The following is a 13,713-nucleotide window of genomic DNA, read 5'->3' as shown; positions in this document are numbered from 1 at the left end:
TCTGTCCGATCCGCTCCGGCCCCTCTGTCGGGCGGAGGAGTTAGCCGGTCCCCGGGGCGGGGGAAACTCTTCTCCGGGCGGGCCGCCTGGGGCGGACCGCCCGACCCGATGCCAGAATCCAGGGAGGTGTGCGCCATGCGAGTCCTGGCGTCCCTTGTCCTCGCGGCGCTCGTCGTGGGCGCCCTGCTGGTGCAGGGGGCCGCCGCGCAGCAGGTGCCCAACGTCAGCACGCTGGAGCCGTTCAGCCAGCAGACGATGTACATGTCGCTGCCGGGCTACCTGCGCTGGCTGGTCTTCCAGCAGACGGGCAACTGGATCAGCCGGGCCGAGGCGGAGCGGATCGTCCGCCAGCAGGCCGGGCGTTAGGCAAGAGCAGGCCCGGGCGTGGAGGCGAGCCCGGCACCTCCTGCGGGTGCCGGGTCCCGTTGCCTCCTTCACCGCGACCTGGCCGGTGGCCGGGTCGCGGCCCCGGCGATGGGGTGGGTGTCCGGGCGCTCCTCCACCCCCCCTCGCTTCTCCACTATCGTTCCCGTGGCTGTACGGGTACGACCGGCCGCGCTACCGTAGTGCCGTCCCCCCAGGGGTGCCGCCTTCCGGTGACGCCCCAATCGTGCGGGCGTGAGGCTGCCGTATGGCGCGCATGCCGGACGTGCTCGAAGCGCGACTCAACGCCTACCTCGATGGCCTGCTGCCTCCACGCGACCCGTTGCTGGCCGATCTGGAGGCCCAGGCGCGCGAGGAGCGCATCCCCATCTCCGGCCCCCACGTCGGCCACCTCCTGGCGGCCCTGATCGGGGCGACCCGCCCGGCGCGGGCCCTGGAGGTGGGCACCGCCATCGGGTACGCCGCCATCTGGATGGGCCGCGCGCTGCGCGAGACGGGCGGCCGGCTGCTCACCGTGGAGCTGCGCGAGTCCATGGCGGCGCGGGCGCGGCGCAATCTGGCGGAGGCGGGGCTGGCGGAGGTGGTGGAGGTGCGCGTGGGTGCCGCCCTGGACGTGCTGCCCCAGCTGGACCCCGGCTTCGGCCTGATCTTCCTGGATGCGGTGAAGGCCGAGTACCCCGCCTACCTCGAGCACGCCCTGCGCCTGACCACGCCGGGCGGCCTCATCCTGGCGGACAACGCCCTCCTCGGGGGAGAGGTCATCCCCGGCTCGGGCCCGGGGTTCTGGGACGAGGAGGCCCGGGAGGGCGTCCGCGCCTACAACGCGCGCGCCTTCAGCGATCCCGCGCTCCTCTCCGTGATCCTGCCGCTGCACGACGGGGTGACGCTCAGCCTGCGCCGGTGAGGGAGGCGGCGGCCGCGCGCCATGCCTGAGCTGCCCTTCGTGCAGGTCCTGGTGGAGACGCTCAGGGCGAAGGTCGTCGGCCGCCCCGTCACCGGCGTCCACGTCCTGGCCCCCTCCCTGCTCAAGACCGTGGAGCCGCCGCTCGGCAGCGTCGCGGCCGTGCCGCCCCGCCGCGTGGAGGCCGCGCGCCGCCGCGGGAAGCTCCTCCTCCTCGACCTGAGCGGGGGACTGACCCTGATCCTCCACCTGAAGCGCGATGGCCGTCTGCTGCTCGCCCCGGGCGCGCGCCGGCCGGCGCGCGACGTCGCCCTCGTGCTGCGGCTGGACGGCGGCGAAGAGGTGCGCCTGGTCGAGCCGGGCCCCAGGAAGCGGGCGGGGCTGTGGGTGCGCCCCACCGCCGAGGCGGAGCGCCTCGAGCCGGTCGCGGCGTTGGGCGTGGAGCCGCTGGAGGCGGCCTTCACTCCCGACGTGCTGGACGCCCTCCTGGACCGGGCGCGCACCCAGGCCAAGCGCTTCCTCACCACGCAGACGTTCCTGGCCGGCATCGGCAACGCCTATGCCGACGAGATCCTCTGGGAGGCCCGCTGCTCCCCCTTCGCCATCACCGCCACGCTGGATGACGCAGCCCGCCGCCGCCTCTACGAGGCCGTCCGCATCGTGCTCGACCGGGCGGTGGAGGCGCACCGCCGCCGCTTCGCCGGCACCTGGCCGCAGCGCGAGCCGCTCGACCTGCTGCGCGTCCACCGCCACGCCCGCGAGCCCTGCCCGCGTTGCGGGACGCTCCTTGCCGCCGTCTACTACGCCGAGCACGAGACGACCTACTGTCCGACCTGCCAGACCGGCGGCAAGGTCTACGCCGACCGCCGCCTCTCCCGCCTCCTGCGCTAGCCGTGCCCGAGCTGCCCGAGGTCGAGACCGCCCGCCGCACCCTGCGCCCCATCCTGGGCCGGCGCATCACCGCGGTGGAGGTGTTGCGGCCGGTGGCGGTGCGCACCCACACTGCCCCCGCCCTGGCGCGGGCGCTGCGCGGGAAGCGCGTGGAGCGCCTGGAACGGCTGGGGAAGTCGCTCGTCTTGCGTGTGGACGGGCACGCGCTGCGCTTCCACTTCAAACTCTGGGGCGCGGTGCGGCTCCACCGGCGCCCTCCCGCTCCCGACCGGGAGACCGCGCTCCTCCTCACCTTCGATGACGGCAGCGCCCTTGAGTTCCGGGAGCTGCAGCTCAGCGAGATCCACCTGGTGCGGCTGCGGGACCACGAGGTGCCCGGCGTCGAGGAGCTGGGGATCGACCCGCTGAGCCGCGCCTTCACGCGCTCCGCCTTCGAGGCGCGCCTGGCGGGGGCCCGGGGCGCCGTCTGGACGGTCCTCACCGACCAGGCGCGCGTTGCCGGGATCGGCAACCTCTGGGCTCACGAAATCGCCCACCGGGCCGGCCTGGCGCCCCACCGGCCGGTGGAGTCCCTCGGTGAGGCCGAGCGGGCGGCGCTCTACGACGCAGTGCGCACCGTGCTGCGCGAAGCCGTCCGCCTGGGCGGCGAGCCGGACTTCGTCGACGCCCGCGGACGGCACGGGCGGTTCCCGCTGGCGGTCTACGGGCGGGCCGGCCAGCCCTGCCCGCGCGACGGCACGCCGATCCGGCAGGGGCGCCTGGGCGGCCGTCCGTCGTTCTGGTGCCCCACCTGCCAGCGGTGATGCACGGCTCCCGGGCGTCGGCTGGCTGACACGGGATGCGGCTGCTCACCCTGCTCTCCGACTTCGGGTCCGCCTCGCCCTACCCGGCCGCGATGAAAGCCGTCGTGGCCGCGCGGGTGGAGGCGCTCTTCCTGGACATCACCCACGACGTGCCGCGCCACGACGTCCGGCAGGGGGCCTACCTGCTCGCCGCGGTGGCGCCGTTCTGCCCGCCGGGCACGGTCCACCTGGCCGTGGTGGATCCCGGCGTCGGTACCGCCCGCCGCCCGCTGGTGGTCCGCAGCGGGGGGCACCTCTTCGTCGGGCCGGACAACGGGCTGCTGCTCCCCGCGGCTCGCCGTCTGGGGCGGCCGCAGGCCTGGACCCTTGACCCGGGTGTGGCGCTCCCGGGTGCCTCCACGACGTTCCACGGGCGGGACCTGTTTGCCCCGGCCGCCGCCCGCCTGCTGGCGGGAGAACTTCCCGACCGCCTGGGCGTGCCGGTCACGGACCTCGTCGACCTCGCCTGGGCCGTGGGGCGGCGGGAGGGGGAGGATCTGGTCGGCGAGGTCCTCTACATCGACCCCTTCGGGAACCTGATCACCAGCATCCCCGCGACCCTGCTGCCCGGGGCCGGCGCCCTCCGCCTGGAGACGCCGGGCAGCACGCGGGAGGTGGCGGTGCGGCGGACGTACGGCGAGGGGGTGACGGGAGAACTCCTCGTGCTGGCGGGCAGCGACGGCCTCGTGGAGGTCGCGGTCCGGGAGGGGAGCGCCGCGGCGGTGCTAGGTCTCGGGCCGGGCGCGCCGGTGCGGCTGAAGCCGGCGTAGCACGTACCCAGGAACACCGGCGGCCCCAGCGCCGTTGCACGAGCGGAGCGCCGGTGCCAGAGCGAAGCGGCGTGGCGGTGCTAGAATGGCGCGGGAAGGCTGGGGGCGAGGCGGAGAGGGGCTCGAGAGCGTGTGAACGTGGCTGAGGTCGGCATCCTCGTCGCCTTCGCGGCGGGCGTGCTGGGGTTCCTGTCGCCCTGCATCGTCCCCCTCATCCCCGGCTACGTCTCGTTCGTCTCGGGGGTCGCGCTCCCCGCGCTGGACCCGCGGGAGCGCCGCCGTCACCTGGCCCGCGTGCTCAGCGCCACGGCCCTCTTCGTCCTGGGGTTTGCCCTGGTGTTCACGGCGCTGGGGGCGTCGGCCTCGGTGGTCGGCGGCTTCGTCCTGACCAACCGGGTCTGGCTGAGCCGCGTGGGTGGGGCCGTGGTCCTCCTCCTGGGGGTGGCGGTGCTGACCCGTGCGCCGTTCCTCCTGCGGGAGCGACGCATCCGCCTGACCCACCGCCCCGTTGGCCTGCTGGGGGCGATCCCCGTGGGGATGGCCTTCGGCTTCGCCTGGACGCCGTGCGTGGGGCCGGTGCTGGCGGCGGTGCTGACGCTGGCGGCGACGCAGCAGGATGCCGCGACGGGCGCGACGTTGCTCTTCGCCTACTCGCTCGGGCTGGGGGTGCCGTTCCTCGTCACCGCCGCGGCGCTCGTCCTGGCGTTCGACACGCTCGGCGTCCTGCGCCGCCTGACCGGACCGACGACGGCGCTGAGCGGCGCCTTCCTGGTGGTCATGGGGCTGGCGCTGGTGACCGACCTCGTGTATACGGTGAACGCCTGGCTCTTCCGGCTGCTGCCCTTCCGGCCGGCGCTGTGAGGGGGCTGGCACCGTGAGCGCGGCGGTGGACGGGCGGCGGTGTGCGGGACCGGCGCCGTCCGCGGGATGAGGGCGGGAGGGTCGAGACCGTGCGCGGCGCGGAGGCGGCTGCGCTGATGGGAGGAGCGACGTGAAGCGACGGGCTGCGCCGTGGCAGGTCCTGGCCCTCGGGGTGGTCCTGGCTGCGGGCCTGCTCCTGGCGCCGCATGTCGGCCGGGGGCAGGCCGCACCTGCCGACGCCGGGCTGGTCCTGGAGGCCCTCGGGGTGCTCGACCAGCACTACGTCGACCCGGTCGACCGCGTGCGGCTGCTGAACGCGGCGCTGACCACTCTGGAGCGGGCGCTGGCCGCGGCCGGCGTGACCGTCACCCTCGAGCCCCTGCCGCCGGGGACCACCGACGGCGAGGCGGACCGCCTTTTCCGCGCCCGCTTCGACGCCGCACAGGCGGCGGTCCAGGGGAAGCTCTCGGCCCAGGCGCTGGCCTACGCCGCCATCCGCGGGATGACCGCCGCCTTCAACGACTCCCACACAGGCTTCATGACGCCGGAGCAGTACACCGAGCGCCTGCGCAAGCAGCGCCGCGAGGCCTTCTTCTCCGGTGTCGGCATCGTGCTGCTGCCGAACGAGGGGCGCTTCTACGTGCGGGACGTCATCCCCAACACCCCGGCCCAGCGCGCCGGCGTGCGACGGTTCGACCGCATCCTGCGCGTCGGCGATGTCTCCACCAGCGGCCTGGAGGTGGACCAGGTGGTGAACCTGATCCGCGGTCCCGAGGGGACGGCGGTGACGCTGACCCTGCAGCGTCCCGGCCGCCCCACGCCGCTCGTCGTGACCGTGGTGCGGGCGCCCATCGAGATGCCCTCCGTCTTCGCCGCGGAGATGGTCCAGCCCGGCATCGGCTACGTCCAGCTCTACCAGTTCGTCGAGGGGACGACGGCGGAGATGCGGGCCGCGCTGGGGCGGCTGCTCGGGCAGGGGATGCGGGCGCTGGTGCTGGACGTGCGCGGCAACAGCGGCGGCTTCCTCCACGAGCTGCGCGGGACGCTGAACCTGCTGCTCCCGGCGGGGCTCCCCATCTACCAGGAGACGACGCGGGGCGGGCAGACGACGGTCGTGCGCACCCGGGCGCCGGCCTTCCTGCCGCGGACGGTGCCGATGGTGGTCCTGGTGGACGAGGGCAGCGCGTCGGCGGCCGAGCTGCTGGCCGCGGCGTTGAAGGAGCACGGGCGGGCCCTGATCGTGGGGACGAAGACGGCCGGCGCCGTGGAGGCGAGCACGCTCTACCGCCTCTCCGACGGCTCGGCGCTCTCGGTGACGATCCTGCGGATGCGCTCGGCGAAGGGCGCCCGGCTGGAGCGCGAGGGCGTGACCCCGCACGTCACCCTGGAGCTCACCGTCGAGGATCTGGAGCGGGGGGTGGACCCGCCGCTGGCCCGGGCGGTGCAGCTCGCCCGGCAGCGGGTGGCCGCCGGCCGGGTACCGACGGTGGCGCAGTCCCCGCGACCCTAGCCACGGAGGCACCCTGTCCGATGGCCCAGGTCACCGTCCCCGATGTCACGGCCGAGATCGCCCGACAGCGGCCCACGCTGTGCGGGCTGCTGGGGGCGCTCGTGCGCACCGACACGACCAACCCGCCCGGGGACACGCGCCGCGCCGTGGACCTGGTGGCGTCCCGGCTGCGCAGCGCCGGCCTCGACTTCCAGATTCTGGCCGACGAGCCCAAGAAGCCCAACCTGCTCCTGCGGCTCGGCCGCGGCCGGCCGGAGCTGCTCCTCCTCACCCACCTGGACACCGTCCCCCCGGGCGACCCTGGAGCGTGGCGGCACCCGCCCTTCGCCGCGCAGCTGGTAGGCACGCGGCTGTACGGGCTCGGTGCCGGCGACCCCAAGGGGTGTGCGGCGGCGATGGTGGTGGCGGTGGAGACGCTGGCGCGCCTGGCCGTCCCGCTGGCCGGTTCGCTGCTCCTCGCCCTCGTCAGCGACGAAGAGGTGGGCGGAGCGCGCGGCACGGAGATGCTGGTCACGCGCGGCTTCCTGCGCCCCGACCGCGTCATCGTGGGGGAGGTGACCAACAACCGCATCGCCATCGCCGAGAAGGGCGTGCTCTGGGTCCGCCTGGTCACGCGGGGGCGCACGGCGCACGGCTCCACGCCCTGGACGGGCGTGAACGCCATCCGCTCGATGGTCCGCGTGCTGGCGGCGCTGGACGCCGAGATCGGGACGGCGCTGGCCCGGCGCACCCACCCGCTCACGCCGCCGCCCTCACTGAGCTTCGGGACGATTCGCGGCGGCATCGCCACGAATGTCGTGCCCGACCGGTGCGAGGCGACCATCGACCGCCGGACCCTCCCGGAGGAGAGCCCGCAGGAGGCCCTGGCCGAGATCGACCGCGTGATCGCCCGCCTGCGGCACGAGGACCCGGACCTGGACGTCACCGTCGAGCCCATTCAGACGGGACCGCCGGTGGAGACCTCTCCCGAGGCCCTGCTGGTGCGGGCGGCCCAGGAGGCGGCCATCACCCTGGGCCTGGACCCCAGCCCGGTGGGCTACCAGCAGGCCAGCGACGGCCGCTTCTTCAGCGTGCGGGGTGTGGAGACGATCCTCTTCGGCCCCGGCATCCCCGAGCTGGCCCACGCGTCGGACGAGTACGTCGACCTGGACGATGTGATGACCGCCGCGACCTTCTACGCCCAGGTGGCCATCAGGTTGCTGGGGCGGTCCTGACCCTCGGAGGATGCTGCCGGCGGAACGCCTCCGCGACAAGCTCCTGACCATCGAGGGGAAGGGCTATGGAGCGTACAAGGCCCTGATGGGGGCCTACCGTTTCCCCCGCCACGTCCTCTACATCGACCACGTCCAGCCCGACCCCTTCGCCCCGCCCTCCCTGCTCCGGATCCGGGTCGACATGGCCGAAGCCCAGCTCCCTCCGGAGCTGTGGGCCACGCGGGTCCGACGGGTGGCCCTGGAGGACTTCCTGGGGCGCCGCATGGCCGAGGCGCTGCGGGCGCATGTCCGGCCGCGTCGGGGCGCGGGCCGGTCCGGGCAGGTGACGGTGGACGCCGGGGGGCAGGAGATCCTCGAGCGCACCGCCGTCCGGCTGACGGAGGAGTACGTGGAGGTGCGACTGGCGGCAGGGCTCCCCGCGGAGGGCCGCCGGCCGCTGCCCAAAGACGCGACAGCCCTCTTCTTCGACGAGCTCCCGCGCGCGCTGGAGGCGGCCCTGTACTGGTCGCGGCTCGATGGGGCGGCGGCCCGCCGGCACGTCGAGGTCGCCGAGGACCACGCCGCCCTGCAGGCTGCCCTGCGCGAGCACGGGCTCGTCGCCTTGGTCGCCGAGGGCGCCATCCTCCCGCGGGAGAGCGGCGTCTCCGAGCTCCCCCTGCCCGCCCACCGTGCCGTGCCCTTCCGCGCCCCGGAGGGGCTCCGCGTCACCCTGCACGCGCCCAACCGTGGCCCGGTCACGGGCATGGGCATCCCGCGGGGGATCACCCTGATTGTCGGCGGCGGCTTTCACGGGAAATCCACCTTGCTCCGCGCCCTCGTCCGCGGCGTCTACCCGCACGTCCCCGGCGACGGGCGGGAGTACGTCGTCACGCTCCCCGGGGCGGTGAAGATCCGGGCTGAAGACGGCCGCCGGATCGCCCGGGTGGACATCAGCCCCTTCATCGGCACCCTGCCCGGCGGGGTGGAGACGACCGCGTTCTCCACCGACAACGCCAGCGGCAGCACCTCCCAGGCCGCCAACATCATGGAGGCGCTCGAGGTGGGTGCGCAGGTCCTCCTGATGGACGAGGACACCTGTGCCACCAACTTCATGATCCGTGACGAGCTGATGCAGCGGCTCGTCCCGAAGGCGCTGGAGCCGATCACCCCCTTCGTCGACCAGGTGCGCCACCTGCGCGACGCCCTGGGTGTCTCCACCATCCTGGTGATCGGCGGGTCGGGGGATTATTTGGGGGTGGCCGACACGGTCATCCTCATGGACCACTTCGTGCCCCGGGTGGTGACGGAGGAGGCCCGGCGGCTGGCGGCCGAGCACGGGGACCGGCGCGTGCCGGAGGGACGGCCCTTCGGCCCGCCCCGCCCGCGTCTGCCCCTCCCGCAGGGGTTCAACCCCTACCGGGGGCGGCGGGTACGGGTGAACGCCCGGGGGCTGCGGACCATCGTCTTCGGGCGTGATGTCATCGACCTCTCCGCCGTGGAGCAGGTGGTGGACGAGAGCCAGACCCGGGCCATCGGGGACGCCATCTTCTACGCCCTGGAGCAGGAGTACTTCGACGGCACCCGCACGCTGAGCCAGGTGCTGGACGCGCTCATGGCGGACATCGACCGGCGCGGGCTCGAGGTCCTCTCCACCTTCGAGGGCCACCCGGGCGACTACGCGCGGCCGCGGCGGTTCGAGGTGGCCGCAGCCATCAACCGGCTGCGGACGCTGGTGGTGCGACAGGCAGGCGGAGCCGACACCCCCTCCGCGGAGCCCATGATGCCGGGCGCGGGTGAGGTGGGGGCAAACGCAGGGCGTTCCCCAGGCAGCCACATGCCCCCCCCGATGCCGCTGGGCGCGCCACCAGGGTCAGGGCGGAGCCAGCCGTCACCGATGGAGGCTGACGCGCCGGTTGGAGCTGACACGGAGATGCGGCAGGCGGACGCTGCTGGCGATCCGGGCTTGATCGACACCTGATCGTTCCCACGGACGGTGTATGAGTCACCCGCATTGCGGTGGCCCCGAGGGGCCCACCGTGAGATACCACCTTTATTGAACAAGTGTTCGAATTGCCGATGTCGGTAATGAGGCGCTAGAATTGGTCTGACCAACGGGTAAACGGATGAGTGTTGACTTTCGCCCGGTGCGTCTGCAGACCACCGCGCAGCAGGTGGTCGAGCAGATCCGCGAGCTGATTCACCAAGGCCGCCTGGGTCCGGGGGCCCACTTGCCTTCCGTCAGGGAACTGGCGCTCCGATTTGGCGTGAGCCAATCCACCGTTCGGGAGGCGATCCAGATCCTGTCGGCCCTCGGGCTGGTCGACGTCCGCCAGGGGCGGGGGACAGTTGTCGCGTCACCGACCGCTGACGGAGCCGGCGATCCGGCCGCCTGGTTGCCCTGGCTGGAGTCGCACCGCGACGATGTCCTGGCTCTGCTTGAGGTCAGAGAGGTCCTGGAGACGAAGGCGGCGGCCCTGGCCGCCCGGGCTGTGGCCAACGCCTCCGGGGACGCGGGGCGGCACCTCTCGGCACTGGAGGCCAACGTGGCCGAGATGGCCGTCGCCGCCCGCAGCCGGGACATCGTCGCCCTGGAGCAGATCGACCTGGCCTTTCACGGCCTCATCGCCGACCTGGGCGGCAACCCCTACCTGGTCTACCTCTCGCGCTCGATCAACTACGTCTTCGCCGACCGGCGGGCGGTGATGGCACTCCCGGGTCGCGCCCTGCAGTCGGTGGAGCAGCACCGTCTGATCCTCGAGGCGATCAAGGCCGGCAACGCAACGGAGGCGGCCGAGCGCATGTCCAGACACCTGCAGTCCACGATGGCGTCGGTGCGGGCCCTGCGCGCCAGCGGAGACGGGCCGGCGGACCGGTCCGTGGGGACCGAGGGGCCGATGACCGGGGAGGCGGACGGAGGCCGAGACTCTCTGTCGGGGTAGACGGCCCGGCGGAGCAGAGGGGGTGGGCCATGCGAGGGCGAGGAAGGGCACGGTGGGGGAAGGTTTGGTTGGCGGCGGTCGTGACGGTCCTCCTGAGCGGCATGTTCGTCCCGGCCGCGAGCGTGGCGCAGACGCGACCGACGGTGACGATCCGCCTGAGCTGGAAGATCAAGGGGGAGTTCGCGCCCCTCTTCGTCGCTGTGCAGAAGGGCTTCTACACCAAGCGCGGGGTCTCCGTGCGGGTGCTCGAGGGGGCGGGTGCCGGCCCCACGCTGACCGCGCTGGCCAATGGCAACGACGAGTTCGCCTACGTGGGGGCCATCGAGACGGCTCAGGGCGTGTCCCAGGACATGCCGATCGTCATGGTGGCCAATTACATTCGCAAGAGCCCCATGGTCCTGGCGTCGTTTGGCCCCCTGGCCTCCCCGCGGGACCTGGAGGGCAAAAGCGTGGGCACCTCGCCCGCGGATACCTTCCAGCGGATCTGGCCGGCATTTGCCCGGGCTAACGGCATCGACGAGTCCAAGGTCCGGCTGGTGAACCTGGATCCCAGCGCCCGGCTGGCCCAGTTCCTCCAGGGCCGCCTGGATGTCCTGTCGGCGTTCTACACCAACGAGGTCCCGGTCGTGGAGGTCCGGGCGGGGCGCCGCCTGAACCTCCTCTGGGTCGCCGACCACGGGTTTAACATCCTGGGCCACGGACTGGTTACCAGCCTGCGATTTGCGGAGCAGAACCCGCAGACAGTCAGGGCCGTGGTGGCCGGGACCAACGAGGGCTTTGAGTACACGCTGCGCCACCCCGTGGAGGCCTCCGACATCCTGGTGAGGCTCTTCCCGGACGCCCTCGATCGTGAGACGACACCGCTGCAGATCAGCTTCACCTTGGAGCTGGTGCGGACACGCGCTGTGGCAGGCCGGCCGCTGGGCTGGAACTCCATGGACGAGTGGCGGAAGACCGTGGAGATCCTGGCGCGCGGGGGGCTGCTGCAGAAGGTGAAGGCGCCCACGGAGTACTTCACGAACCGCTTCGTCGGCGACTGAGATCCGCGGGGCAACCAGTGGCTCGCGGGCTCGGGGTCGGGAAGAGCACGGGGCGGCTGCTCCAGACCCACGGTCCGTCCCTGGGGGTCCTGCTGGCCGGTGTGCTCCTGTGGGAAGCGGGTGTCCGGGCCCTGCAGGTGCCGGCCTTCGTCCTCCCGCGGCCGTCCGCGGTGGCGGGGATGCTGGTCAGTCGCCACGACCTCTTCCTGCGCCATGCCCTGCCCACGACACAGGAAATCCTGCTGGGCTTCCTCGCCAGTACCCTGGTCGGCATCCCCGTGGCCATCGGCATCGTGTACTCGCGCGTCTTCGAACGGGTGAGCTACACGGTGATCGTGGCTTTCCAGACGATTCCCAAGACCGCCCTGGCCCCGCTGTTCGTACTCTGGTTCGGGTTCGGGCTGCTCTCCAAAGTGGCGGTCGCCTTCCTCATCGCCTTCTTCCCCATCGTCGTGAACACCGTTATCGGGATGCGCTCGGTGGAACCCGAGACCATCTACCTGGCGCAGTCCCTGGGGGCGACCCCCCTGCAGGTTTTCCTCAAGGTGAGGCTCCCCCGGGCCCTGCCAAGCATCTTCGGGGGCCTGAAGGTGGCCATTACGCTCGCGGTCGTCGGCGCCATCGTGGGGGAGTACATCGCCGCCAACGAAGGGCTGGGGTACATCCAGCTCCAGGCCAACAGCAATCTGGATACGGTGATGCTCTTTGCGACCATCGCGGTCCTGTCGGCGTTGGGCATCGTGCTCTTCTACGCCGTCGGCGTGTTGGAACGGCTGGTGGTCCGCTGGCGGCCGGGGGAGGAGCAGCTGGAGGCTGCCCGGGAGACGCTGTGATGGGGGTGAAGGGTGGCTCGGTATCTGCCGCTGGAGACTCCTGCACCAACCGGTTCGTGAGGGCGTGAGGGGTAGCCGCCCGTGGCCAGACGCGTCCCGGACTGGGCATGACACAACAGGCCGTCGGCATCGCCCTGGAGCGGGTGTCCAAGCGGTACCGCGCCCGCGGGGCGGATATCCTGGCCGTCGAGGGGGTGAGCCTGGCGGTCCGGCCGGGAGAGTTCGTCGCGTTGGTCGGGCCCAGCGGGTGCGGCAAGAGCACGTTGCTCCTGATGATCGCCGGGCTCATCCCTCCCACCGGCGGGACCATCGCCGTCGACGGCCAGGTGCGGACGCGCCCCTACACGGACGTGGGCGTCGTGTTCCAGCGGGACGCCTTGCTGGAGTGGCGCACCGTCCTGGGCAACGTCCTCCTGCCCGCGGAGATCAAGAACCTCTCCCGCGCCGCCGCCGTCGACCGTGCCCGCCAGCTCCTGCAGCGCGTGGGCCTGGCCGGGTTCGAGCACCGGTACCCGCACGAGCTCTCCGGCGGCATGCGCCAGCGGGTGGCCCTCTGCCGGGCCCTCATCCACGACCCGCCCCTCCTGCTCATGGACGAACCCTTTGCCGCGCTGGACGCCTTTACGCGCGAAGAACTGGGGACGTACCTCCTCGGGTTGTGGCAGGACCGGCAGAACACCGTGGTCTTCGTTACCCATGCCATCGAGGAGGCGGTCCTGCTGGCCGACCGGGTGGTGGTGATGTCGCCGCGCCCCGGGCGCGTGGTCCAGTCCGTCGAGGTCCCGCTGGGGCGGCCGCGGACCCCCGCACTGCGGGAGGAGGACGCCTTCCACAGCGCCGTGCGGAGGATCCGCGACCTGTTCCGCAGCCAGGGCCTCCTGGGCCCGCCCGGTGAGGCCGGCCGCGGCCGGGGGGCCGGCCGAGTGCGCGAGCACACTGACGAGAAGGGGGTGACGCCGTGCCCGTCGTGACGGTGGAGATGTGGGAAGGACGGACGCTGGAACAGAAGCGCCGCCTCGTGGCGGCGATCACCGAGGCAATGGTCCGCCACGCTGGCGCCAGCGCGGATCACCTCCACGTGATCATCCACGAGGTCCCCAGGCACAACTGGGCCCGGGCGGGGGTCCTGGGGTCGGACCGGGAGCGGTAGGTGGTGGCCGCGCCCTCTCGTCCCGAGGGGCTCAGCCACGTGCTGCTGCAGGTCGGGGACCTGGCTGCGGCGGAGCGGTTCTTCGTCGACGTGCTGGGCTTCACCGTGCGGGACCGCGGGACGCTGCGCGACGGCCGGCCCCTCGTCGTCCTGCAGCAGGGGCTCGGCCTGACGGCCCGCCCGGCCGGCATCCCCGCCGGGCCGGGGTTGGTGGACCACATCGCCTTCCGCGTCCGGGACCTCGACGCGCTGCGGGCGCGACTCCTCCGGGCCGGGCTGCCCTCCGAGGGGCCGGTGACCACCGCCGCGTACGGGACCTCGATCTACGTCGTCGACCCCGACGGGACGCGCATCGAGCTGCACGATCGGTGGCGGGACGAAGGCCCCGCATGAGGCCGG

At 72.9% G+C, this 13,713-nt stretch carries 15 protein-coding genes; all 15 read left to right on the top strand.

Going from position 1 to position 13,713, the window contains the following annotated elements; all coding sequences use genetic code 11:
• Nucleotides 1–135: 135 nt before the first annotated feature.
• The 15 genes from RB146_03650 to RB146_03580 all read left to right on the top strand — a co-directional run bounded on the left by RB146_03650 (nucleotide 136) and on the right by RB146_03580 (nucleotide 13,707).
• Complete coding sequence (locus RB146_03650) at nucleotides 136–366, top strand: hypothetical protein (protein ID MDQ7828076.1); 231 nt, start codon at nucleotides 136–138, stop codon at nucleotides 364–366.
• 265 nt (nucleotides 367–631) lie between these two features.
• Complete coding sequence (locus RB146_03645) at nucleotides 632–1,288, top strand: O-methyltransferase (GenBank protein ID MDQ7828075.1); 657 nt, start codon at nucleotides 632–634, stop codon at nucleotides 1,286–1,288.
• 21 nt (nucleotides 1,289–1,309) lie between these two features.
• Nucleotides 1,310–2,176 carry a DNA-formamidopyrimidine glycosylase family protein gene (locus tag RB146_03640; GenBank protein MDQ7828074.1) on the top strand — a complete coding sequence of 289 codons (867 nt, stop codon included), beginning with the start codon at nucleotides 1,310–1,312 and terminating at the stop codon, nucleotides 2,174–2,176.
• A gap of 2 nt (nucleotides 2,177–2,178) precedes the next feature.
• Nucleotides 2,179–2,979: a DNA-formamidopyrimidine glycosylase family protein gene (locus RB146_03635; GenBank protein MDQ7828073.1), complete on the top strand. Its 801-nt coding sequence runs from the start codon at nucleotides 2,179–2,181 to the stop codon at nucleotides 2,977–2,979.
• Nucleotides 2,980–3,014: 35 nt separating this feature from the next.
• Nucleotides 3,015–3,788, top strand: coding sequence for an SAM-dependent chlorinase/fluorinase (locus tag RB146_03630; protein ID MDQ7828072.1), 774 nt, complete (start codon nucleotides 3,015–3,017; stop codon nucleotides 3,786–3,788).
• Between the two features lie 138 nt (nucleotides 3,789–3,926).
• Nucleotides 3,927–4,649, top strand: a complete 723-nt coding sequence (locus RB146_03625; GenBank protein MDQ7828071.1) for a cytochrome c biogenesis protein CcdA — start codon at nucleotides 3,927–3,929, stop codon at nucleotides 4,647–4,649.
• A 130-nt stretch (nucleotides 4,650–4,779) separates the two neighbouring features.
• The gene (locus tag RB146_03620) at nucleotides 4,780–6,159 is read left to right on the top strand and encodes a S41 family peptidase (GenBank protein MDQ7828070.1); all 1,380 of its coding nucleotides are present in this window, start codon (nucleotides 4,780–4,782) and stop codon (nucleotides 6,157–6,159) included.
• A gap of 20 nt (nucleotides 6,160–6,179) precedes the next feature.
• Complete coding sequence (locus RB146_03615) at nucleotides 6,180–7,373, top strand: M20 family metallopeptidase (GenBank protein ID MDQ7828069.1); 1,194 nt, start codon at nucleotides 6,180–6,182, stop codon at nucleotides 7,371–7,373.
• A gap of 10 nt (nucleotides 7,374–7,383) precedes the next feature.
• The gene (locus RB146_03610) at nucleotides 7,384–9,330 is read left to right on the top strand and encodes an ABC-ATPase domain-containing protein (GenBank protein MDQ7828068.1); all 1,947 of its coding nucleotides are present in this window, start codon (nucleotides 7,384–7,386) and stop codon (nucleotides 9,328–9,330) included.
• 166 nt (nucleotides 9,331–9,496) lie between these two features.
• Nucleotides 9,497–10,291 (top strand): GntR family transcriptional regulator, encoded by a 795-nt coding sequence (locus tag RB146_03605; protein MDQ7828067.1) that lies wholly within the window; start codon nucleotides 9,497–9,499, stop codon nucleotides 10,289–10,291.
• 68 nt (nucleotides 10,292–10,359) lie between these two features.
• Complete coding sequence (locus tag RB146_03600) at nucleotides 10,360–11,331, top strand: ABC transporter substrate-binding protein (protein ID MDQ7828066.1); 972 nt, start codon at nucleotides 10,360–10,362, stop codon at nucleotides 11,329–11,331.
• Between the two features lie 17 nt (nucleotides 11,332–11,348).
• The gene (locus RB146_03595; GenBank protein ID MDQ7828065.1) at nucleotides 11,349–12,164 is read left to right on the top strand and encodes an ABC transporter permease; all 816 of its coding nucleotides are present in this window, start codon (nucleotides 11,349–11,351) and stop codon (nucleotides 12,162–12,164) included.
• A gap of 107 nt (nucleotides 12,165–12,271) precedes the next feature.
• Nucleotides 12,272–13,135 (top strand): ABC transporter ATP-binding protein, encoded by an 864-nt coding sequence (locus RB146_03590; protein MDQ7828064.1) that lies wholly within the window; start codon nucleotides 12,272–12,274, stop codon nucleotides 13,133–13,135.
• Nucleotides 13,123–13,314 carry a 2-hydroxymuconate tautomerase gene (locus RB146_03585; protein ID MDQ7828063.1) on the top strand — a complete coding sequence of 64 codons (192 nt, stop codon included), beginning with the start codon at nucleotides 13,123–13,125 and terminating at the stop codon, nucleotides 13,312–13,314. The genes RB146_03590 and RB146_03585 overlap by 13 nt, the downstream gene beginning before the upstream one ends.
• Before the next feature lie 3 nt (nucleotides 13,315–13,317).
• Nucleotides 13,318–13,707 carry a VOC family protein gene (locus RB146_03580; GenBank protein MDQ7828062.1) on the top strand — a complete coding sequence of 130 codons (390 nt, stop codon included), beginning with the start codon at nucleotides 13,318–13,320 and terminating at the stop codon, nucleotides 13,705–13,707.
• Nucleotides 13,708–13,713: the final 6 nt, after the last annotated feature.

It is taken from the genome of Armatimonadota bacterium (assembly GCA_031081585.1).
In the GTDB taxonomy this organism is placed as follows: Bacteria; Sysuimicrobiota; Sysuimicrobiia; order Sysuimicrobiales; family Humicultoraceae; genus Geohabitans; species Geohabitans tengchongensis.
Note: the sequence above shows the minus strand (reverse complement) of the source record. Positions and strands in the feature narration are given on the sequence as shown.